A 21,247-nucleotide genomic window follows, 5' to 3' on the forward strand; every position below is an offset into this window, starting at 1 on the left:
ATTTTATCGTTTATTAATTCAGCATTCAATATTGATGCTCCTGCAGCTCCACGAACAGTATTATGACCTACAAGAACATATTTGAAACTATTATCGAAGGCTTGGTCTTTTCTTAACCTTCCAACAGTAACAGCCATACCATTACTTGCATTTCTGTCCATTCTAGGTTGTGGTCTGTTTTCCTCTTCTTTAACAATTACAGGATTTTCAGGAGCGGAGAATAAATTTAGTTCTTGTGGCAATGCTTTAAAGTTTGCCATTTTATCAGCAACATCAGCAATGTCAAACTCATCGTCCAACTCAATAAATACTGCCTCAGTGTGACCATCAATAACAGGCACCCTATGACATGAAGCACTCAATTTGAAATCAGCCGGAATTACATCGCTACCATCAAAAGTACCCAACAAATAGAGTGATTCTGATTCCATTTTTTCTTCTTCACCACCAATGAAAGGAACGAGATTATCGACAATAGCCATTGAAGGAACACCATTATAACCTGCACCGGACACAGCCTGCATGGTTGATACTCTAACAGAATTTACACCGAAATTATCAACAACAGGTTTTAATGTTAATGCTAAAGCAATAGTGGAACAGTTTGGATTGGTTACAATAAAACCATCCCAGTCATTTTCCTTCTGTTGCGCATCAATCATGTCTAAGCACTCAGGATTGACTTCCGGAATTACTAAAGGAATATTTTTTTTCATCCTGTGTGCACTAGCATTACTTGCAACAACATAATCTTTTGCGAAGTCTTTCTCAACTTTAGCTGCAAATTCGGTAGGAAGAGATGAAAATACAATATCTACATCATTATCCATAGCTTCAGGAGAAGTTTCACACACTACGATATCTTTAACCACATCAGGCATTTCATTATCCAAATACCAGGTAGTTGCATCTTCATATTTTTTACCGGCGGAACGAGAAGACGCCGCCAAAGCTGTAATTTCAAAATCAGGATGATTTGCTAGTAACTGAATAAATCTTTGTCCAACCATCCCAGTTGCACCAAGTACACCAACGTTTACCATTTAACTCACCTATTCTAATCCCAAAACATCATTCATACTGCTGACAACACCTTTTTCAGCTTCAGGAATGTATCTTATAGCTCTTATAACTCCAGCAATGAATACTTCTCTTGTATGAGCCTGATGTTTAACTTCCAATCTTTCACCATCGCCGACAAACATTACTGTGTGGTCACCTACGATGTCACCACCACGTATTGCATGAACACCTATCTCTTCAGGAGTTCTTTTACCGACTAAACCTTTTCTTCCGAAAACACCAACCTCTTCAGTATCCCTGTCCAATTCCTTAGCGATGACTTCAAATGCAGTCATAGCAGTTCCTGACGGAGCATCCTTTTTCTGGTTGTGATGTGCTTCTATAATTTCAATATCATAATCATATAAAAGAGGAGCCAGTTTCTTTAGAGTGTTGAAGAAAACATTTACTCCAATAGCCATATTTGATGAAATAACTGCCGGAACATTGTTGTCTTTTACGTTTTTGATGTTTTCCTGCATCTGTTCATCAGTGAAACCGGTTGTTCCAACAACAACACCTACACCACAGGAAGTAGCTACCTTAATAGCATTTGCAGCTGCAGGAGCAATGGTAAAATCAACCAGTACATCTGCTCCAGATTCTTTTAAAGCTTCTTCCAGTTTTTCAGATCCAACAATTTCAACACCTAACTCTTCAATTCCAGCTTGAACACCAGCATCACGGCCAGCAAGAGGAGTGTTAGGCATTTCAATAGCTGCAACTACTTCCATATCATCCTGTTGTGTGATTTTTCTAATAATGCCGGAGCCCATTCTTCCTGCAGCTCCAGTCACTGCTACCTTAATCATAATAATACCTACTTAAATTAAATCAGAATCTTTTAATGCTTTTTTAAGAATTTCCAAGTTTTCTTCTTTCATTTCGCATAACGGTTGTCTGAAAGGACCTGCCGGAAGACCCATTAAGTTCATTGCGGTTTTAACCGGAACAGGGTTACTTTCAATGAACAATGCCCTAATAATATCAAGCATTTCATAGTGAAGCTCAACGGCTCTTGTATAATCGTCATTCAATATGCTGTTAACCATCAGAGCCATTCTTCTACCGTCAATGTTTGCGGATGCACTGATTACACCAGTTCCTCCAACTGCCATAATCGGCAAGGTCAGGGAGTCTTCTCCAGAGAGTATGTTGAAGTCATCTTCCAATCCTTCAAGGGTTAATGCCCTATATATGTCTGAAACTTTATCCACACTACCGCTGGCCTCTTTCACAGCGTCAATACCATCGATTTTGGCCAATTCAACAATGGTTTCAACAGCAATGTCGGTTCCGGTACGTGACGGTACGTTATAAGCAATAAGTGGAATGTCACAAGCTTCGGCAATTGTACCATAATGGTCTATCAATGCATGCTGTTGAGGTTTGTTGTAATAAGGAGTGATTAAAAGTGCTGCATCTGCACCTGCATCTGCAGAGAACTTTGTCAGTGACAAAGCTTCGGAAGTTGCATTACTTCCAGTACCTGCGATAGTTTCAACTCTTCCATCCACTTCATCAACCAGAATTTCAATAACCCTTTGGTGTTCTTCATGATTCAATGTGGCGGACTCACCAGTGGTTCCCGCACCAACCAAACCATCCACACCTTGGTCAATTAAATAGTTGATGTTTGATCTAAATCCTTCTTCATCAATGTTTTTATTTTCATCAAAAGGAGTTACCATTGCAACATATGTTCCTTCAAATCTCATCCTAAAACCTCATTTACTAATTTACAAGCTTTTTCACCATCTTGCCAATCAACAAACAGTACAACTGCTGTTTGAGATGATGTAATTTCTATAATATTTATGTTATTTTTTCTTAACGGTTCTGTAATTCCTGAAATAATACCTGGGGTTTCAATAATGTCAGGACTTACTAAAGTAATCATCGCAGTATCCCTTCCAAGAGATAAAGAACTTAAAATATCATTATCAACAACCAAATTATGTAAAACATGATATGCCTGTTCGGAGTCCTTCTTGTTTACAAAAGTGGTGATTGAATTCTGACCGGCTGAAATTCCAAATATATTGATTTGGTTTTCAGCAAGGCTTCCTGTGATATCGGCCAAAAGTCCAACTTTTCTAAGCATTGCCTCTCCGACAAGAACAATAAGTGAAATAGGGTCCTTGTATAACGTTACGGATTTTAAAATGTCGCCTTCAAAAGGTCCGGTGATACGGGTTCCTTTAGCGCTTAAATCTCCGTAATCAAAATTAATAATCTTAGCACTTATTAATGGATCTTTATATTTTAATGCATGAGGATGTAAAACTTGTGCTCCGTGAGTAGCCAAATCCCTCATTTCTTCGACTGAAATCTCCTCTAACAACTCAGCCTCTTCGATTTTATTAGGATCTGTGGACATTACACCTTCCACATCTGTGACGATGACTACTTCATTTGCATTTAAACAATGACCAATTAAGAATGCTGAAATGTCACTTCCACCCCTTCCGAGAGTGGTGATTTCACCGCTAGGACCTTTTCCTAAAAATCCACAAATTACCGGAATGATTCCCTGATTTATAAGGTTTTCAATTCCCACAATCTTTTTGTTGGTTGTACCAAAATCAATTTTTGCTTCAAGAGAATTGGAATCAGTAATAATTGGCCATAATTCATTATAAGGATCAATGAATTCAGATTTTACACCTAAAGACTCAATAGTTGCTGAGAATACTCTAGCACTGGTAAGTTCACCCATAGCCATGATTTCTGCCTTCTGCTTGTCAGTCAATCCATCGCCGATTGCTTCGTTGGATAATCCAATTAAATCATCGGTTGTCTTGTTAACTGCAGAAACTACAACTACTACCCGATTGCCTTTCATATACTCATTTACTACGGACTGCGCCGCTTTTTTTATTCTGGAACCGTTTCCTACCGAGGTTCCACCAAATTTTGCTACTATTAAATCCATTAAATTCACCTATTTCAAAAAACTAATAAAGTTTTAACCATATTTTTGAACAACAAAAATATTAATATATATTTATATCTAACCATATTAATAAACTTTTAATCAAAATTATTTTGGAAAATTTACGGATTTTGAAAAGTTAAATATTGAAAAAATAGACAAATTACAAAAATTTTTAAAACAAAATAAAAAGTTAGAAAAAAAGATGTAAAAAAAATATGAAAAAAGCTTAGTCTTGGGTTTGTTCTAACCTTACAAGCCTTGTAACATATCCTGCGATTTTATTTCTTAAATGTTTAGTACTTACGGTAGAGTATTCTTGTACTAATTTTTTGTTTTCTTCAAAATCAGTAGTGAAAACTCCTTTATGAGTTTCGATAAGTTCTTTTGCTAAACGTTTAACAAATGAAGTTCTAATATTTCCCATAATCATTCCTCCCTTAAAATTTTTTCCTGTTCATTTTTATTTAAAATAGTCAGCATGTCAACAATCTGGTTGATGATATCAACATCAAGACCAAATTTTTCACAATAAGCATCAATTTTCTCATGGATTTCCTTTTCCCTACTTTCATCAAAAATAGGTTTTCCAAGATAATCCTTTGAAAGAGCAATATCTTTTGCAAAGGATGTTCTTTTAGAAATCAATGCAAATAATTCATTATCAATTTCATCAATGCATTTTCTTGATTTTTTCAGAAGTTCTTCGGCTTCCTGTTTATTATTAAAACGTTTTATTTCATAGACTTCTTCCAAAAAAATCACCAAATTGATAATAATGATAATAATATAATTTATAATAATCCTAGTATATAAACTATATGCTAAATTTTAATAATTGAAAAATAAAATTGTGAAATTTATATTTTGAAAATCAATTTTCACAATAGCATGCATCCGTCATTGTCAACCTTGGTTTCAATGACCCTGCCTTCAAACTTGCTCCATGCATCCTTTACATCATCTATTGAATTTTCACTTACAACAGCCACAAAAGAAGATCCAGTTCCAGACAATCCTGATGCAATCGCACCTGCCTCCAGAGCGTCAATAGCTATTGAAGAATCAAATCCTAAAGTGGCCGAATAAATCAAACCGTTTAGATTAAGCGCCTTGAAATAATCCTTTTGTTTTGCAAATCCAAAAGCAGTTTCCACCAATGGAGCCAAAAGTTTCATACGTTCAGGATTGGAATCTCCAGACTTTGAATAAAAATTAGGCATGTAAACCAGGATAGGATATTCATCCATCCTTTCCTTGATAATGAATTCACGTTCCCTATTATTGGTTAAGACAACCCCTCCAAAATATGATGCAGTTGCATCGTCAAATGAACCTGTTATTGTAACGCCCGCCTCAAGTGATGCATCAATAGCCATATTAATGATTTGTAAATCATCAAGAGGATTTAGATCAAATTCTTCGCTAACTATTGAAGAAACAACTTTTACAATTGCATTGGATGAAGCACTACTGCTTGAAAGACCTGACGCCATCGGCAAACTGGATTCGGTTTTTAAATCAATACCCAATTCATCTTTATTGATATTGTAGTGATTGAATACTCTTTCGACACAAAGTTCCATCAGACTGTTGTCCGCTCCGACATCATTGGAACATTTAATAGAATTTTCTGTAGTTTTAGCAACACACTTAATGTCAAGCCCAATGCCAAATGCAGAACCGAAACCAGTTGCTATGGCATTGATAATTGTTGCTGAACCTGGTGATCTTACTGTTTTTTTCATTATTTGACCTCATCATAGGGAATATTGACTTTGGAAAACTTCATTGCTCTGTCCCTTGCATTTTGAGACAAGTTCATCCTTAGCTCATCATCATTGATGACCTTATCTATCTTATCAGCAATGGAAGATACTTTATTCGGATTAACCAAAAATCCAACATCACTTGTAATTATTTCTGTAATTCCACCGACATTACTTCCGATAATTGGTTTTCCACATGCTAATGCCTCAATCAGTACAAGACCGAAACTTTCTGAAAATGAAGGCAGAACCAGCAAATCACAGCTAGGTATGATTTTCTCAACATCCCTTCTTGAACCTGTGAAAATCACATCCCTGATGTTTTCATCCTCAACTTTCTTTTTGAGCTTTTTAAACAGTGGCCCATCACCTACAATGACCAAATAATAATCGCTGTTGGATATTTTTTTTGCTTCAAGTAAAGAATCTACATTTTTCCTTTTGATAAGATTTCCGACAAAAAGAACGATTGGCTTGTCTGTCAAATTGTTTTCTATTTTAAAAGAATCATCGCCATCAGCAGAAAATTTGTCAATATCAACGGAATTCCAGCAGAGGCTTGTTTTTTCAGATATGCCCCTAACGCCTGTAGCAATTATTTCATGCCTTAAAGCGTTGCTCACTGCAAAAACATGGTCTGCCTTTTTCAATACGTTTCTGACTGTGGAACGTATATATGCCTGTTTTTTATACAGTTCAAACATGTCAGAACCATGTGCGGTGACATAAGTCTTTATACCATGCTCATTTCCGACTTCAACTGCAGCAGCACCTGCAGGAAAGAGGTAATGGCCATGTATTATGTCAATATCTTCCTGTTCAACTAGCTTTTCCAATGCCTTTTTGGCATTCTTCTTAAACATTAAACCTCGAACTCCAGGAATGTTAAGACCTTTGGTGCCTATAACATGGATTCCATCAATATCTTGAATGTCTTTATGAGGATAAGTGATTACATAAACTTCATGACCCTGCCTGACAAGCTCTTTTGATAAAGTATGTATATGAACCCCCACACCACCGAAATGCGGTGGAAACTGACCAACCATCGCTATTTTCATAAAAAGTAATCTCCACAAATTATAATATTATTTTTTAAAGTTATTGTTTAAATAATTACCTTCCATATCAACCAGAATTACATTTAAATCCAAATCAAAACGCTGCAGACATCTTTCATGAATCGCATCTGCAATACTGTTTGAAACGTCAACTGAAATGCCAAGTTCATTTAAAATATCCATCATGTCATCAGTTGTTTTGGAATCATACAGTCTCTGCAAGTCCTGCCTGTCAGCACCGCATAATGCTGCATGAGTCACCATTATCTCACGTCTTCCATCCGCAATTGCATGTTTGGTATTGAATATGCCTCCAGCAACCTTAATCAATTTGCCCATATGCCCAAAGAACGTGAAATGAGTTATTCCTCTTTTTTCAGCTTCTTCAAACATGAATCCGACATAATTTCCTGTTTGGACAATCTGCTCCTTGGTAATGTCGAGATTCTTGAGAGCCAGTTTCTCGCCTATGTTTCCCGGAACAAAAACCAAATCATCAATATCTGATGCAATTGCAACGTCTATCTGGGTGACGATGGAATTTTTATATGCATCACTGGACATTGACCTTGCAATTCCGGTTGTTCCCAAAACTGATATTCCTCCGACAATTCCCAATTTGGGATTCATAGTTTTTTTGGCAATCTCGACCCCATCCGGAATGGAAATGGTAACCTTTGCAACTTTGCCGTCGGGAATCTTATCCTGCAAATTTTTTACAATCATCTGTCTTGGAACCGGATTGATGGCATATTCACCAACAGGAATCTGCAATCCAGGTTTTGTGATTTTGCCAACTCCTATCCCACCTGTAATTAAAACGTTTGATTCCTCATCAGTCCTGTCCATCAGTTCTACTGTTGAAAAGATTTCAAGATTAACTGTTACGTCAGGATCATTGTAGGGATTTTTATGGGCGCTGGCCTGGCCTTTAAAAGGAGATAATTTCTTACAATCATCGATTATTATATCCAATGTCTTTTTAGGAGTATCGACTTTTACACAAACAATATCCGGAGAGTCAACAATTGCATCCAAAGCAGCTAGAGAACATGCTGTTGCAATGGTTCCTGTTGTAACTCCAGTATAATTATCATCAGTCATGTTAAAAATAATAAAAAAAGAGAGAATCTATAATAAAGATTCGAGTTTATCCATAAGTTCATCATCACTTGGTGCGCCAACGAAAGTTACTTCACCGTCGATGACAACAGTAGGAACTGCCATAATTTGATAGTTAATAGCTTTTTGCCTATTTTCATCACTTTCATCGATTTTGAGAACTTCTACATCAATACTGTCGCCTAATTTGTCTTTAGCTCTTTGAGCTGCGTCAATTGCTGCAGGGCAATGTGGACATGAGTTTGTTGAAAATACTTCTACTTTAATTGCCATATTAATGTCACCTATAATAAATTATTATGTCAATATCTTTATTGTTTAATCATATATAACTGTTACTTTATAACCAAAATTGATTATTAGTTAATCAGGATTTCATCCTCTGTTCATGATTATATTTCGAATTCAACGGACATGTATGGACTATGACATAACGGACTTCGGGCTTTTCCAGAAGGATTTTGTCCTGAACTTCATGGGCTATTCTATGAGACTCCCTTAAAATCAGGTTCTCATCAAGTTCAACATGCAATGAAACCACTGCGTAGTTTCCCATATAATCAACCTTAATGTCATGAGGATTATGCACCTGAGGTATACTGAGTGCGATATTTTTAATTTCTAAAATGAAATCCTGTGACGGGACCTTACCGATAATATAGTTGAAATTCGCTATAAACAATTTAACAGCAGTTTTGAGAATTAAAACACCAATCACTATTGAAATGATTGGATCGAATATCGGATAGCCCATATTTGTAATGACCGCTCCAACGAGAATTGCAACTGATGAGAAAATGTCAGTTCTTTGGTGCTGACCATCAGCAACAATTGCAGGACTTTGAATTTTCTTTCCCATCCGAATCAAATATGTACTTACGGCAAAATTAACCAGAATGCCTATAAATGCCATTGCGACAACAAGCGATTCTGTAACCGGATGAGCCTGATGGAAATAAATCTGCTTAAAACCCTTTTCAAGAATTTCCCATGCAATAATCACCAAAAAGAGAACTATAAATAAACCGCTTATCGCTTCTGCACGGCCATAACCTAAAGGATGTTCGGAATCTGCGGGTTTAAGGCTAAGTTTAAATCCAATGTATGCTGCGACAGTTGTGACAATATCTGTAAATGTATGAGCTCCTTCAGAAATCAATGCACTGCTTCCGCTTGCAAAACCCACAAGTAAATTGAAAACTGTTAAAAAAATATTTGCTGCAACCGCAACAACAATCGCCTTATTTCCTCCATTTTCCCTAAGTTCATCATTCATATTATCACAAATATTTAGTAATCTTATACATGAATATATTTAATTTTATACAAATTTAAAAATTTCTGAAATAACATAGATTAAATTTAATTTTGGGAAAAATCTGTTATAAATTAGTTATCAAATGCTCTCTAACAATATTTATTATATATTAAAAAAATAAAATTTAAATGATTAAAATGGAAAATTTACCAAATGATATTAAAGCAATTATTAATAGCGCATATCCTTACATCAAAGAGTTCAATCCTGCGCAGAAGGCAGTTATAGAATCAGGATACCTGGATGATTCATCAAATTACATCATTTGCATTCCAACTGCAAGTGGAAAGACAGTTCTTGGAGTGCTGCCTGCACTTAAAACCATATTAAATGGTGGAAAAGCAGTTTATGCCGCCCCCCTTTTATCAATTCAAAATGAAAAGGTAAAGGAGTTCAAGGCTTTTGAAGAACATGGAATACGAGTGGGCAAACACCCAGGCAGTGCTGATTTGTCAGTTATGGTTTTTGAATCATTTGATGCTTTGACCAGATTCAATTGGGACAATCTGCGTGACGTAGATACCCTAATCATCGATGAATTCCACATGATAGGAGAATATACAAGAGGTCCTACACTTGAAGCTGCAATAACAAGAGCAAAAATAATAAATCCTTCAATGAGAATAATTGCCCTTTCTGCAACCTTAAGAAACATCGAGGAAATCGAAGGCTGGCTTGAAGGAACATGCGTTGAACATGACTACCGCCCTGTGCCGTTGAACAAAGAAGTATTGGACGCTGAAATGTTCAATACCAAAAACAAAAACGATGTCATAGTAAAAGTGATTGAAAAGGCAATTAAAGATAAATCCCAAGCATTGGCATTTGTATCAACAAGAAGATTTACAGAAAGTCTGGCCACATACGTTTCAGGCAAAATAAACAAAAAAATCAATGTGGAACAAAGAAAAAGATTCAAGGAAGTTGCAGAGAAACTTCTGGATGTGCCTAAAAGGAAAGGATCACTTCCAACCACAACATGCCTCAAACTTGCCGAAGCAGCTGAAAAAGGAGTTGCATTCCACCATGCAGGCCTGTTCAATGAACAAAAAGAAATCATTGAAGATGAATTCAGAAACGGCAACATTCTGATGATTACAGCCACACCAAGTCTGATGTACGGTGTCAATTTACCGTCAAAGACTGTTGTCATACGTGACCACACACGCTGGACCAGCAACGGCCCTCAGCCGATTCCTGTTTTTGATTATGAGCAAATGTCTGGAAGAGCAGGAAGACCACAATACGATGATGTGGGTTACTCATATCTCATTGCAAAGACAATGGATGAAGCACAGAACCTTCAGGACTTTTATGTTAATGGAGAAATTGAATTGACCAATTCAAAACTTGTTGACAACAAAGATGCCATCTACAGACAAATCATTGCTCAGATTGCATCAACACTTTCGAAAAATCTGGAGGATCTGACTGACTTTTTCGGAAAAACATTGTACGGACATCAGATGAGCAACAACCCCTCAATGGCCTTGTTTGCAGAAGACAGTCTAAGATACGAGCTTGAAAATGCGCTTTCATTTCTGCTTCAAAACGGAATCATCAGGGCAACACCTGAAGGTTTGAAAACCACAGATTTTGGAACATTGATTGCCAAATCCAACTATTCGGTTGAAACTGCAGTTAAAATCAAGGAATACATTTCAGGCATTGATGAGATTAATGTAGAGGAATTCATATATGCACTATCAGAAACTCCTGACCTTCCACTGATTTCATTTAAAGGCAGAAAATCAAAAGACCCCGTTCGTGACAGATTATCCGAAGCAGGATTATTTGCAATCGATATCGGAAATCCGGAAGCAACTACAGTTTCACTGATTGAATGGGTAAATGAAAGAAGCGAATATGAAATTGAAAACAAATATAATGTCTATTCAGCTTCAACCAGACGATCTGCCTATGAAGCTTCACGTCTTGTGAGATTTGCAAAAAATACCGCAGAAGTATTGGGAAACTATTCCAACCTGAAAGACTTTGATGTGCTGTCTGCAAGACTGTACTACGGTGTAAAGGACGACATCATTCCACTGGTGGTTGGTGTTAAAAGACTCGGCAGAAAAAGGGCTAGAAATGTTGTTCAAATTTTCGGAAATGATTTAAGTAATGTTACAGAAAAAGAGCTGCAGCAACTGGACGGCATAGGACCTAAACTTGCTGAAAAAATAAGATTGTTTGTTGAAAATTAAAAGAAAAAAATGAGTGGGTTTAACCCCCACCTTCAGCAACGCTGGAATCCATTTGCATGTTTTCCAGTTTTGATGCTTTTTCTTTTAATGCTTCAATATCTATTTCATCATCGCCATCATCAAAAGATTTTTTCTTCAAATCTTTTTCATCAAGCAATTCTACTAATTTTGCACGATACCATAACTCTGTCTTGTCGATTTTAACCCAATCGATTTCATTTTCAGTTTTAATGTCAATGACTTTTCCAATTGTTCCGGTTTCGACATATCTGACATGACTGTCAAGAGTTATTTCGTTGTCTCTGGCATCGAAAGCCATAATATTTACCTGTTTAAAATTTATTCTTCTTCGTCGTCTTCAACTTCGATGGTAGCTTCGACGGTTTCTGCTTCTGCTTCGGTTTCTTTTGGAATTTCTTTGTTTAAAATAACGTATGCACCGATGGTTGCTACATCTTCGAAGGAGATTTCAATTTCATCTTTAGAGAAAATGTTTTTTTGTAAAGTTAAGGTGATTTTTTCGATTGCACCAGTTTCAGGGTCAAAATCAATGTCATCTACTTTACCTACTTCGTATGCATTTTTGTCTAATACGGTTGAACCTAAAAATTCTCTAATTTTCATTTTATCACCTAAAATTAATATTTTTTAATAGTATATATTATAATATATAAATCATTAACTATTTAAATTATTCATGTATATAAAATTAACTATTTAATTAATGGTGAGAAAATGCAAAAAGCATGTCGAATAATTATTGAGGATATATTGGATGGAAAGATATCTACTCGACGTGACCTTGAAGTTGAAAAAAGACAGCTTTGCCGTGACTTAAAGCTATCAAAGTTCATGAGCAATGCAGATATTTTGAGATATGCAAAACCGGAAGAAAAAGAATTGATTTCTGGAATCTTGAAGAAAAAACCAACAAGAACACGTTCAGGAGTAGCGATTGTTGCTGTGATGTGCCATCCCCACAAATGTCCGCACGGCAGATGTTTCTATTGTCCTGAAAGTGATATCGCCCCACCAAGTTATACCGGTGAAGAACCAGCTGCTCTTAGAGGCAGAATGTATGAATTCCATCCTTACATACAATGCTTTAACAGATTAAAACAACTTAAGCAGATTGGCCATCCAATAGACAAGGTCGAACTGATCATAATGGGAGGAACATTCCCATCAAGGGATTTGTGCTATCAGGAATGGTTCACATCACAATGCCTGAAGGCAATGACTGATTTTGGATTGATAATGGAAAACAAACCAAATAATTTTGAATATAATCTTGATCTGGAGGAAATTAGAACATTTGAAGATGGAATCCTGAAATCGTATCCTCCAAATGACTATGTCCTTATTGATGATGTTCAAAAGGCTAATGAAAGTTCCAAGGTAAGGTGTGTCGGAATGACCTTCGAAACACGTCCCGACTACTGTAAAAAGGAGCATATAAACAGAATGCTTGATTTTGGAGTGACACGTGTCGAACTTGGTGTTCAGACATTATCAGATGAACTGTATGAAAAGATTAAACGTGGACATAAGATTAGCGATGTAATAGAAGCTAACCAGCTTTTAAGAGACTCCGCAATAAAAGTGGCAATGCATATGATGCCAGGATTATTTGCAAACGAAAAACAGGACTTGAAAATGTTCAAACAGCTTTTCAGCGATGACAACTTCAAACCAGACATGCTTAAAATCTATCCTTGTCTTGTTACAAAAGGCAGCGAACTGTATGATCTGTGGGCTGAAGGAAAGTACAGTCCATATACTGACGAAGAGGCCGTTGAACTGATTGCCAAGGTAAAAGAAATCCTTCCTAAGTGGGTACGTACGATGAGAATTCAAAGGGACATCCCAGCAACTTTAATTGAAGCAGGAGTTAAAAAATCCAATTTGGGAGAGCTTGTCTACAACAAACTGGAAGAAAATCATATCAATTGCAAATGCATAAGATGCAGGGAAATCGGCCACAAAAAGACATCACAGGAATATGAACTTGATGATTTCAGATTATTTACAGAAAAGTATAGTGCATGTGAAGGGGTTGAAAACTTCCTGTCCATTGAAGACGTTAACGAAGAAAGCATAGCCGGATTTTTAAGGCTGCGTTTCCCATCCAAAAACCATTTCAGGGATGAAATTACTGATAAAACATCACTTGTCCGTGAACTTCACGTTTATGGAAATATGATTAAGATAGGCGGTAAAAATCCTTCAATAGGTCAACATACCGGATTCGGTGAAAAACTTCTTAAAGAGGCCGAGAACCTGTCAGTCGATAACGGATACGAAGAGGTTGCAATAATCAGCGGAATAGGATCAAGAAATTACTACCGCAAATTCGGATATGAAAAAGTCGGCCCATATATGAAAAAGAGAATCGCATAAAAATATTTAAATATATGTTCGTATAAATACTAACTAATTAAGAGAGTGGTAAAATGGTTATTTACAATATTAAAAATTCAAAGGAATTAGCAAGTTACATTAACTATACTAATCTAAACAACATAATTACTGAAAATGAAATGAGAGAATTTCTCGAAAAAGCAAAGGAATTGAATTTCAACTCAGTAGTAATCTCTCCAAGCTATGTTGAACTGGCTAAGGAAATTCTTGAAGGAACCGATATTAAAATAGGAAGTGTTGTCGGATTTCCTTTAGGTTTTGAAGATACTGAAAGCAAAGTTGCATCAGCAGCATCATTGGCTGAAAAAGGAGTAGATGAAATCGAAGTTGTCTTGAATTTCAGCTATCTGAAAGATGAAAAATATGAACTGCTTGAAAATGAATTAACTAAAATAAAAGAAGCTATTGGGGACAAAGTACTAAAAGTAAACATTGAAACTAAAGCTTTGGAAGACTATGAAAAGGCCAATGCCGCAAAATTAGCTGAAAACTGCGGAGCAGACTATGTTAAAACTGCAACAGGATTTGTATCACCAAACCACATTTATGAAAATGTAAACGATATTAACATCTTCCAGAAACATGCTCCAAAAATCAAAATTGAAATCAATGGAGGCATTAACGACTATAAAACTGCTAACCAGATATTAACCGCAGGAGCAGATAAAATTGGAAGTGATTTCGGTTATGAAATCGTTAACAGATACAAAGACCTGAGGGAAAACACCAAAGTAACCCCAAAACCAATAACCCTAACCAAAAAAGATTAGATGGAAAATCCATTTAATCAAATTTCTATTTTTAAAAAAAAATATTCAAAAACACTATTTTTAAAGTCCATAAAAAAAAATATTAAAAAAATTAGTAAAAAGGAATGCCATGTGCCGGACTTGAACCAGCGACATCTAGATCTTCAGTCTAGCGTTCTCCCATCTGAACTAACATGGCATATGGACCGAACGAGATTCGAACTCGTGATCTCCTCCACGTCAAAGAGGAATCATACCCCTAGACCACCGGTCCTATACAACATTATAATATTTAGAACAAGTAATATATAAACTTTACTAAAATCATAGAACAAGCAGTCACAAAAAATAACAAATTTTAAAAATAAAAAAAATTGACCAAGAAAAATGGCCAATAGATTTTATTTAAAAAGCTTTTATTGAAAATAAACAATTAGTAAATCTATTTGATTGCTAATTTGATATCTTCAGCTTTTACAGTTTTTCTACCAGCGTGGCGTGCGAAATTAACAGCTTTTTGTGCGATTTCGTCACCTTTTTCTTCTAATGCTTCAGCTAATGCAATTTTTGCATCGTCACTAATTCTTTGTGCGCCAGCATTTTTTAAGATACGACCGACTGGTGCGATTGGTAATTCACTCATTATTACACCTCCAATTAAAAGATAGTAACCAATAGTATATAAAGGTATCGGTAAAAATGACTTATAATCGCCTATATATTAACATAGTAATTGTATCAATATGCTTTTGAAAATCAAATAAAAATATCCATACTATATAAAATTCAAGGATAAAAATAAGGTGAAAATATGAAAATAAGAAAATAAATAAATAAAAAATTTTCTCTACAATAATTCGCTTTTGAGATAAGTGGCCGTTGCATCAGTTATTTTTACACTAACAAAAGAACCTATATCAACATCATCAACAATTACAGGAATATATGAATCAGTTTTAGCAATAAATCCTCCTTTAGAACCTTTTTCAACAACCAGTACATTTTGAGTTGTTCCCACCAAATGAGAGTTCTCATCTTCGGTTATTTCTGATTTAATTTCAGATAAAAATTTTGATCTTTTCTTCATCACGTCACGAGGAATTTCTTCAAGTGAAGATGAAATTGCACCTTTTCTGTGCTGATATTTTGACAGATGAATCAAACTCGGACCGACTTTTTCAAGCAGTTCAACAGTCTGGCGGAAATCATCATCAGTTTCTGTAGGATATCCAACAATTATGTCAGTAGCCAGAGTCAAGTCCGGAATCTCACTTTTGAACCTGTTTACAATTTCCACATATTGTTCAACAGTATGACCCCTCCTCATCTCGGATAAAACTTTATCACTGCCTGACTGTATAGGTAAATGAATGAAATTATATACATTAGGATGTTTAATTGCATCGATTATTTCATCAACATCATTTAAAATGTTTTTAGGATGCATCATCCCTACACGTACACGAAAATCTCCGTTTAAATTAGCGACTTCTTTGATTAAATCAGATAGTTTTTCGCCACTATCTTTTCCATATGCTGCGGTATCCTGGGCAGTGAGTTGAATTTCACATGCACCATTTTCAATAGCTTTCCTTGCTTCTTCAACAATATCTGCTATAGGATAACTATTCAGAGGTCCTCTAGCAAAACGAGTACAGCAGAATGTGCATGCTCCCAAACAGCCTTCACAAATTTGAATGATGTGGATTAAACTACCATCTGATAATTTTGGAACTCCAACTTTGCTGTCTTTGGAAAATCCAGTTTCACGAATAACCTCCCCGCAGTAGGTGGCATTGACAACGTCTGCAGACTTGTTTAACTGATGCGGTCCGATCCATGAACAGTTAGGGCCAATCTTTTCCAGTTTTTCAGGATCGATTTCAACCATACATCCGCTGACAATTATTTTTTTGTCAGGATATTGCTTTTGGAGCTGCTGAATTTTATAGACAACCTTATTTTCGGTAGGTAACTTAACATAACAGGTATTTAAAATTATCACATCGGCATCTTCGATATCATCCACAATATCAATATCATTTTCATTTAAAACACCGGCAATGATTTGTGCATCTGCCTTGTTGAATGTACATCCGTATGTTTCAATATATGTCTTCATGGGCTCTCACTATAATGCTTTTTAAAAATGTATTTGGTCAGGTCATAATCGTAATTGTTGAATTTGACAGGTTTTGAATAAACCCTCTTGATTACGTTGGCTCTTGCAAAGCCGGAAGTGATTTTTCTCTCCTGGGTTTTTATTACGTGCACCCTGACAATATGATTATCGATTTTAACAACATCACCCGGAGAAATCTTGAAATCCCTTTCCAGGTCAAGTTTATAAGAGTCGACTTCACCATGCAAATCTACAGAAAATCCTATACGGGCAGGGATTTCGATTGAAGAAGCCCATATGGTATCAACATCTTCAAGTTTGGCTTTGTTTACTCTTTTATCCTTAACTTCAATGCTGGTTACTTCAACCTGACCCAAATCAGATAGTAAAACATCCCCTTTTTTTAGTTCATCACTTGGGGACAAATCAATAGTCAGTTTATGAGATTTATCCTGCTCGGATATGATAATTCTGTAAGGCCTAGGTTTTTTTAAAGAAATAATGTCCTTAAACACATGACCGCAATCTTCACATTTCAATAAATACTCTTCCATTATTTTTTTCTTTGATGATTTCTGTTTAGAGTTTAAAATTTCCACATCATCGCTTCCGCAAACTGGACAATCCATTTTAATTCCCTCTTAAAATTATAATAATCATTCTTTTTCATTCAAGTAGTGGTTAACTAATCCACCGTCTTCCAAAATATTCAACATGAACTCTTTGAAAGGTTCAAAAGTAGTTGATTCACCGTTTGTCTTGTTTATTAAAGTTCCTTTAGACAAGTCTATGCTGATTATATCTCCGTCCTCTGCTTTGATGTCAGATACGATTACTGGAAGGCCTATGTTGATTGCATTTCTGTAAAAGATTCTTGCAAAAGATTTGGCAATGATTGCATCAACTCCTGCAGTTTTGATTGCCACAGGTGCCTGTTCCCTTGATGAACCGCAGCCAAAGTTTTCATCGGCGACTATAATATCTCCTTTTTGAACGTTTTTTGTGAAATCCGGTCTTTCTCCTTCAAGAACATGGTCAGCTAAATCCTGAGGATTGAATGTTCTTAGATATCTTCCAGGAATGATTACATCAGTATCTATATTCTCCCCGAAAGTCCATGTTTTTCCTTCTATTATATCCATTAATATCACTATGATTGAAATTTATTGATAAAAAGTGAAGTATTCGGGATTTTATCCCAAATACAAAAGTAAATTAGGTGATTTGATTTGTTTAATCTTTTGAGTTTAGTGGTTTGGCAAATTTCTGTTCTACACTTTCACGATACATGGAGTTCATTGTACAGAACGGAATAATTCTTCCGTCAGGAGTTGCATAATGGATTACACATTTTTTAACTCTGTCCTCATCAAAGTTGAAAGGATCCATGAAGTGCATACATGAGATAAGCATTGCATCTTTGGAAAAGTCTCCAAGTGCAGAATAATCCCTTTTAGCAAATACATTTAATAAAATTTTAACAATATCCAAATTTTCTGGGGTTCTGCTTCTGTGAACCATTTTAGTGAGGTTTTTAGTAAGTCCTGCTAAAACCCTTTTATGTGATCCGAATTTACCTTCCCTAAGTGTTACATTATATTCCTTGAGTTTTGCAAACAAATCATCAACATCAATAAAGTCAGTAATTGGAATCAGTTTATCTTTACCCGGACCTTCTGTTTTATCCCTAAATACATAAGTAGCAATTCCACAATGTTGGTGGCAGTTTAAAGTAACTTTAGATGATTCTTCACCATCAAGAAGTGAAATAAACTCAGCAATAGGTTCTACTGAGGACGGTGGGTAAAAAGCACTGGTTGGAACCTGACCATCAGTTTCATCTTCAATGATTTTAACAAAATCAGGAATTGTAATCCTTTGTTCTTCCACATGGTCGGACGGTGTTCTTCCTGAAAATGAAACTGGCTGGAAGTTTACACCATAAATGTTTTCATTGTGGTCAAATGCAAACTTGATTATTTCACCAACTTGGTGGTCATTGACTCCTTTAACTAAAGTAGGAACAAGAACAACACCTAAACCCACTTTTCTACAGTTTTCAATAGCCTGAATTTTATCCGGAAGTAAATCTCTACCTCTGTTATTGATATAAGGTTCAGGAGTTACACCATCAAATGCAAGGTATACAGTATTTAATCCAGCATCTTTTAATTCTTTTGCCAAGTTTTCTCTTTTAGCCAACCTGATACCGTTTGTAGCTATCTGAACATGAGTGAAACCTTCTTCCTTAGCCATTTTGACAAGTTCCACAATATCTTTTCTTACTGTAGGTTCTCCCCCAGCATACTGAATTGCGGGACATGGATGAGGTTTGAGATTTCTTAAATTTCTAAGCATTTGTCTAATTTCATCCTGTGAAGGTTCATATTTATATCCTGCTGCAGCTGCATTTGCAAAACAGACTGGGCATCTTAAATTACACCTATTAGTTACATCAATTAAACCCAAAACAGTAGAAGTCTCATGTTTGGAGCATAAACCACAATTACTTGGACAAGCTCCAGTATCTGGAACACATGGGTTATCAATAGAAGTTATTGTAGGTGTGAATTTCTCAACGTGGTCATATAACTTGTCATCACTCCAGTAAGTATTGATAAATTCCCCATGTTCATCACAGGTTTTTTTGATGAAAACTTTTCCATCTTCATCATAAACCTCTGCAGATAAAGGTTTACCGCATTCTGGGCATAAACTTTTAGTTTCTTTTATTTTCAAACAAATCACCTTAATCAAAAAACATATGTCAATAATGACATTTGCATAATATTATATATTTAAAATAATTACATATTTAAACTTAATCAATATATACTAGTTTTGATAAAATATAATTAACCATATTGGAGAAAAATTAATGACAGTAAATTTACAGATAATAGGACTAGCATTTATAACAACACTTTATTTCATCCTGCCAGCATACTTTTCAAATGGAGGTGCCCTCGCATTTGGTGGAGGCACACCAGTCGATTTTAGAAAATGTGACAGTAAAGGCAATCGCTGGATTGGAAATGGAGTAACATGGAGAGGATTAATTGCAGGGACAATTATCGGAATGATAACTGGAATCATACAGGGATATCTTGCCCCAACTGTTATTGCAGCAATAGGACCTGACCTTATCACCCCTATAGTTACTGATGTAAATAATGGACTATTAATCGGATTTCTGTTAGGTTTTGGTGCAATGTTAGGTGATGCAATAGGCAGTTTTTTAAAAAGAAGACTCGGAATCGGTCGTGGAAAGCCTGCTCCAATATTGGACCAACTGGATTTTATAATAGTGGCATTAATACTCGTTTCATTCGTTGTAAAATTCGATTGGATATTTGTAGTAATAGCTATTGCGCTTACATTAATTATTCACTTAATAGCAAATACCGGCGCTTATCTGCTCGGATTAAAAGATGTTTGGTATTAATACCAAACTAAACTTTTTTTAAATATTTTTCCATCATCACAGAAGTTCCAACAGCAGGAGCCACAACACACTCTTCATCTGTTAGAATGTCTGCCATTGATTTTACTTCAAGACCTAAAAGTTCTGCGGCAGGTTTGTCCAAAATATCTTTTCCAAGGCCTGTTGTAACAATCAAATCAAGGTTTTGAGTTTCCACAACCTGTTTTAAACCATCAGCAATTTGCTCTATTTGCTTTTGATGGATAAATTCAGACATGTCAACTATTTCCTCCATGGACAACATTTCCAAATCCGCACATACAACACGGGCTATTCTTTTAGCACAGTCGATTTTGGATTTTGACTGACCGTCAAAAGTATCACATACATAATCCTCTTCACTTATCAAATCCAAAACAGTGTAAATGTCTGCAGTCTGGGCGAATAACTCTGAAGCAACCCTATATTCCTTTCCATTCAATTCAACTTTATCCAAAAAGCTTGCAAGATTTGTCCTTAATGTTCCGGTGTATACCAATTCACCTGTTGCAGATCTGTCAAAATCAGATTTACCAATGGCACATTCCACTCCATCCTTAATTGGAATAATATCTGTGGTTGTGCTTCCAGTATCAATAAATATGCAATTATCAGAAATCAATGTTGCAATTTGAGCAGTAGCAATCCAATTTGCAGCTGCTGCTTTGAGAGGGTCTTTTTCGATTTCCTCTTTGGACAGCATTCCGTCAATGCCAACATAAGCGACAGGGCATGAAAATGTTTCTTCGCATTTTTTTACCACATCCAAGACCCCATCCTTTTTGGTGTCATAAGCATCCACTAGTTCAGCAGTCATTGAAATTCCCACAGCATCAATTTCACTTAAAGGACATATTTTCTCAATCAGTTCAACAAGAACGCATGATAAATCATCATTATTGCTCCACATCGGAAGATATGCAAAATCGACTTCGATATTTTTTATTTCACTATTTTCAAAGTCTATTACTGCCAAATCAGTATTTGCACCTCCAATATCAAAACCAGCTATTTTCAT

General features: G+C 35.8%; 23 protein-coding genes and 2 tRNA genes. 4 read left to right on the forward strand and 21 right to left on the reverse strand.

Going from position 1 to position 21,247, the window contains the following annotated elements:
* The 11 genes from asd to ACKI2P_RS01440 all read right to left on the reverse strand — a co-directional run.
* A partial coding sequence (gene asd / locus ACKI2P_RS01390; protein ID WP_407374463.1) for an aspartate-semialdehyde dehydrogenase occupies positions 1–1,043 on the reverse strand: 1,043 nt, incomplete at its 3' end.
* 9 nt (positions 1,044–1,052) lie between these two features.
* Positions 1,053–1,874, reverse strand: a complete 822-nt coding sequence (dapB, locus tag ACKI2P_RS01395; protein WP_407374464.1) for a 4-hydroxy-tetrahydrodipicolinate reductase — start codon at positions 1,872–1,874, stop codon at positions 1,053–1,055.
* Positions 1,875–1,886: 12 nt separating this feature from the next.
* Positions 1,887–2,780: a 4-hydroxy-tetrahydrodipicolinate synthase gene (dapA, locus tag ACKI2P_RS01400; protein WP_407374465.1), complete on the reverse strand. Its 894-nt coding sequence runs from the start codon at positions 2,778–2,780 to the stop codon at positions 1,887–1,889.
* Positions 2,777–3,997, reverse strand: coding sequence for an aspartate kinase (locus tag ACKI2P_RS01405; RefSeq protein ID WP_407374466.1), 1,221 nt, complete (start codon positions 3,995–3,997; stop codon positions 2,777–2,779). Before ACKI2P_RS01405 ends, dapA begins: the two co-directional genes overlap by 4 nt.
* A 229-nt stretch (positions 3,998–4,226) precedes the next feature.
* The gene (locus tag ACKI2P_RS01410; protein WP_287411096.1) at positions 4,227–4,424 is read right to left on the reverse strand and encodes a 30S ribosomal protein S17e; all 198 of its coding nucleotides are present in this window, start codon (positions 4,422–4,424) and stop codon (positions 4,227–4,229) included.
* 2 nt (positions 4,425–4,426) lie between these two features.
* A complete protein-coding gene (locus tag ACKI2P_RS01415) occupies positions 4,427–4,753 on the reverse strand; it encodes a chorismate mutase (protein WP_407374467.1) in 327 nt (108 codons plus the stop codon).
* Positions 4,754–4,878: 125 nt separating this feature from the next.
* Positions 4,879–5,745: a shikimate kinase gene (locus tag ACKI2P_RS01420; RefSeq protein WP_407374468.1), complete on the reverse strand. Its 867-nt coding sequence runs from the start codon at positions 5,743–5,745 to the stop codon at positions 4,879–4,881.
* Positions 5,745–6,827 (reverse strand): glycosyltransferase family 4 protein, encoded by a 1,083-nt coding sequence (locus ACKI2P_RS01425; RefSeq protein WP_407374469.1) that lies wholly within the window; start codon positions 6,825–6,827, stop codon positions 5,745–5,747. Before ACKI2P_RS01425 ends, ACKI2P_RS01420 begins: the two co-directional genes overlap by 1 nt.
* A gap of 27 nt (positions 6,828–6,854) precedes the next feature.
* Positions 6,855–7,931, reverse strand: a complete 1,077-nt coding sequence (gene cbiD / locus ACKI2P_RS01430) for a cobalt-precorrin-5B (C(1))-methyltransferase CbiD (protein ID WP_407374470.1) — start codon at positions 7,929–7,931, stop codon at positions 6,855–6,857.
* A 27-nt stretch (positions 7,932–7,958) separates the two neighbouring features.
* Positions 7,959–8,222, reverse strand: a complete 264-nt coding sequence (locus tag ACKI2P_RS01435; protein ID WP_407374471.1) for a thioredoxin family protein — start codon at positions 8,220–8,222, stop codon at positions 7,959–7,961.
* A 94-nt stretch (positions 8,223–8,316) separates the two neighbouring features.
* Positions 8,317–9,225 carry a cation diffusion facilitator family transporter gene (locus ACKI2P_RS01440; protein WP_407374472.1) on the reverse strand — a complete coding sequence of 303 codons (909 nt, stop codon included), beginning with the start codon at positions 9,223–9,225 and terminating at the stop codon, positions 8,317–8,319.
* Positions 9,226–9,395: 170 nt separating this feature from the next.
* On the opposite strand from ACKI2P_RS01440, the gene ACKI2P_RS01445 reads away from it, so the two are divergent.
* Positions 9,396–11,474 (forward strand): DEAD/DEAH box helicase, encoded by a 2,079-nt coding sequence (locus tag ACKI2P_RS01445; protein ID WP_407374473.1) that lies wholly within the window; start codon positions 9,396–9,398, stop codon positions 11,472–11,474.
* A 19-nt stretch (positions 11,475–11,493) separates the two neighbouring features.
* Here the strand turns inward: ACKI2P_RS01445 and ACKI2P_RS01450 are convergent, their stop codons facing one another.
* Entirely contained in the window at positions 11,494–11,793 is a 300-nt protein-coding gene (locus tag ACKI2P_RS01450) for a DUF2098 domain-containing protein (RefSeq protein ID WP_407374474.1), read from the reverse strand.
* Between the two features lie 20 nt (positions 11,794–11,813).
* Positions 11,814–12,098 carry a PRC-barrel domain-containing protein gene (locus tag ACKI2P_RS01455; RefSeq protein ID WP_407374475.1) on the reverse strand — a complete coding sequence of 95 codons (285 nt, stop codon included), beginning with the start codon at positions 12,096–12,098 and terminating at the stop codon, positions 11,814–11,816.
* A gap of 111 nt (positions 12,099–12,209) precedes the next feature.
* Here ACKI2P_RS01455 and ACKI2P_RS01460 point away from each other — a divergent pair, with 111 nt between their 5' ends.
* Together ACKI2P_RS01460 and deoC are read left to right on the forward strand one after the other, a co-directional pair.
* Positions 12,210–13,874: a tRNA uridine(34) 5-carboxymethylaminomethyl modification radical SAM/GNAT enzyme Elp3 gene (locus tag ACKI2P_RS01460; protein ID WP_407374476.1), complete on the forward strand. Its 1,665-nt coding sequence runs from the start codon at positions 12,210–12,212 to the stop codon at positions 13,872–13,874.
* A 53-nt stretch (positions 13,875–13,927) separates the two neighbouring features.
* Positions 13,928–14,665: a deoxyribose-phosphate aldolase gene (deoC, locus tag ACKI2P_RS01465; protein ID WP_407374477.1), complete on the forward strand. Its 738-nt coding sequence runs from the start codon at positions 13,928–13,930 to the stop codon at positions 14,663–14,665.
* A 105-nt stretch (positions 14,666–14,770) separates the two neighbouring features.
* On the opposite strand, the gene ACKI2P_RS01470 is transcribed toward deoC, so the two are convergent.
* The 7 genes from ACKI2P_RS01470 to tes all read right to left on the reverse strand — a co-directional run bounded on the left by ACKI2P_RS01470 (position 14,771) and on the right by tes (position 19,505).
* Positions 14,771–14,843: transfer RNA gene (locus tag ACKI2P_RS01470), tRNA-Phe, on the reverse strand.
* Positions 14,844–14,846: 3 nt separating this feature from the next.
* Positions 14,847–14,918: transfer RNA gene (locus tag ACKI2P_RS01475), tRNA-Val, on the reverse strand.
* 168 nt (positions 14,919–15,086) lie between these two features.
* A complete protein-coding gene (locus ACKI2P_RS01480) occupies positions 15,087–15,287 on the reverse strand; it encodes a histone family protein (RefSeq protein WP_042691314.1) in 201 nt (66 codons plus the stop codon).
* 204 nt (positions 15,288–15,491) lie between these two features.
* Complete coding sequence (locus ACKI2P_RS01485; RefSeq protein WP_407374478.1) at positions 15,492–16,766, reverse strand: tRNA (N(6)-L-threonylcarbamoyladenosine(37)-C(2))-methylthiotransferase; 1,275 nt, start codon at positions 16,764–16,766, stop codon at positions 15,492–15,494.
* Complete coding sequence (locus tag ACKI2P_RS01490) at positions 16,763–17,395, reverse strand: HVO_0476 family zinc finger protein (RefSeq protein ID WP_407374479.1); 633 nt, start codon at positions 17,393–17,395, stop codon at positions 16,763–16,765. The genes ACKI2P_RS01485 and ACKI2P_RS01490 overlap by 4 nt, the downstream gene beginning before the upstream one ends.
* A gap of 27 nt (positions 17,396–17,422) precedes the next feature.
* Entirely contained in the window at positions 17,423–17,908 is a 486-nt protein-coding gene (hacB, locus tag ACKI2P_RS01495; protein ID WP_407374480.1) for a homoaconitase small subunit, read from the reverse strand.
* Between the two features lie 91 nt (positions 17,909–17,999).
* Entirely contained in the window at positions 18,000–19,505 is a 1,506-nt protein-coding gene (gene tes, locus ACKI2P_RS01500; RefSeq protein WP_407374481.1) for a tetraether lipid synthase Tes, read from the reverse strand.
* Positions 19,506–19,644: 139 nt separating this feature from the next.
* On the opposite strand from tes, the gene ACKI2P_RS01505 reads away from it, so the two are divergent.
* Positions 19,645–20,211 carry a CDP-2,3-bis-(O-geranylgeranyl)-sn-glycerol synthase gene (locus ACKI2P_RS01505; RefSeq protein ID WP_407374482.1) on the forward strand — a complete coding sequence of 189 codons (567 nt, stop codon included), beginning with the start codon at positions 19,645–19,647 and terminating at the stop codon, positions 20,209–20,211.
* Between the two features lie 7 nt (positions 20,212–20,218).
* On the opposite strand, the gene ACKI2P_RS01510 is transcribed toward ACKI2P_RS01505, so the two are convergent.
* A complete protein-coding gene (locus ACKI2P_RS01510; protein WP_407374483.1) occupies positions 20,219–21,247 on the reverse strand; it encodes a hydantoinase/oxoprolinase family protein in 1,029 nt (342 codons plus the stop codon).

Origin of the sequence: Methanobrevibacter sp. (assembly GCF_045541095.1) — an archaeon.
GTDB lineage: Archaea > Methanobacteriota > Methanobacteria > Methanobacteriales > Methanobacteriaceae > Methanocatella.

What these genes read in the sequence shown, in the direction of transcription:
- dapB (WP_407374464.1), bottom strand. Translation starts at nt 1,874, where the DNA reads ATGATTAAGGTAGCAGTGACTGGAGCTGCAGGAAGAATGGGCTCCGGC.
- dapA (WP_407374465.1), bottom strand. Translation starts at nt 2,780, where the DNA reads ATGAGATTTGAAGGAACATATGTTGCAATGGTAACTCCTTTTGATGAA.
- ACKI2P_RS01405 (WP_407374466.1), bottom strand. Translation starts at nt 3,997, where the DNA reads ATGGATTTAATAGTAGCAAAATTTGGTGGAACCTCGGTAGGAAACGGT.
- ACKI2P_RS01410 (WP_287411096.1), bottom strand. Translation starts at nt 4,424, where the DNA reads ATGGGAAATATTAGAACTTCATTTGTTAAACGTTTAGCAAAAGAACTT.
- ACKI2P_RS01420 (WP_407374468.1), bottom strand. Translation starts at nt 5,745, where the DNA reads ATGAAAAAAACAGTAAGATCACCAGGTTCAGCAACAATTATCAATGCC.
- ACKI2P_RS01425 (WP_407374469.1), bottom strand. Translation starts at nt 6,827, where the DNA reads ATGAAAATAGCGATGGTTGGTCAGTTTCCACCGCATTTCGGTGGTGTG.
- cbiD (WP_407374470.1), bottom strand. Translation starts at nt 7,931, where the DNA reads ATGACTGATGATAATTATACTGGAGTTACAACAGGAACCATTGCAACA.
- ACKI2P_RS01435 (WP_407374471.1), bottom strand. Translation starts at nt 8,222, where the DNA reads ATGGCAATTAAAGTAGAAGTATTTTCAACAAACTCATGTCCACATTGC.
- ACKI2P_RS01440 (WP_407374472.1), bottom strand. Translation starts at nt 9,225, where the DNA reads ATGAATGATGAACTTAGGGAAAATGGAGGAAATAAGGCGATTGTTGTT.
- ACKI2P_RS01445 (WP_407374473.1), top strand. Translation starts at nt 9,396, where the DNA reads ATGATTAAAATGGAAAATTTACCAAATGATATTAAAGCAATTATTAAT.
- ACKI2P_RS01450 (WP_407374474.1), bottom strand. Translation starts at nt 11,793, where the DNA reads ATGGCTTTCGATGCCAGAGACAACGAAATAACTCTTGACAGTCATGTC.
- ACKI2P_RS01455 (WP_407374475.1), bottom strand. Translation starts at nt 12,098, where the DNA reads ATGAAAATTAGAGAATTTTTAGGTTCAACCGTATTAGACAAAAATGCA.
- ACKI2P_RS01460 (WP_407374476.1), top strand. Translation starts at nt 12,210, where the DNA reads ATGCAAAAAGCATGTCGAATAATTATTGAGGATATATTGGATGGAAAG.
- deoC (WP_407374477.1), top strand. Translation starts at nt 13,928, where the DNA reads ATGGTTATTTACAATATTAAAAATTCAAAGGAATTAGCAAGTTACATT.
- ACKI2P_RS01480 (WP_042691314.1), bottom strand. Translation starts at nt 15,287, where the DNA reads ATGAGTGAATTACCAATCGCACCAGTCGGTCGTATCTTAAAAAATGCT.
- ACKI2P_RS01485 (WP_407374478.1), bottom strand. Translation starts at nt 16,766, where the DNA reads ATGAAGACATATATTGAAACATACGGATGTACATTCAACAAGGCAGAT.
- ACKI2P_RS01490 (WP_407374479.1), bottom strand. Translation starts at nt 17,395, where the DNA reads ATGGATTGTCCAGTTTGCGGAAGCGATGATGTGGAAATTTTAAACTCT.
- hacB (WP_407374480.1), bottom strand. Translation starts at nt 17,908, where the DNA reads ATGGATATAATAGAAGGAAAAACATGGACTTTCGGGGAGAATATAGAT.
- ACKI2P_RS01505 (WP_407374482.1), top strand. Translation starts at nt 19,645, where the DNA reads ATGACAGTAAATTTACAGATAATAGGACTAGCATTTATAACAACACTT.
- ACKI2P_RS01510 (WP_407374483.1), bottom strand. Translation starts at nt 21,247, where the DNA reads ATGAAAATAGCTGGTTTTGATATTGGAGGTGCAAATACTGATTTGGCA.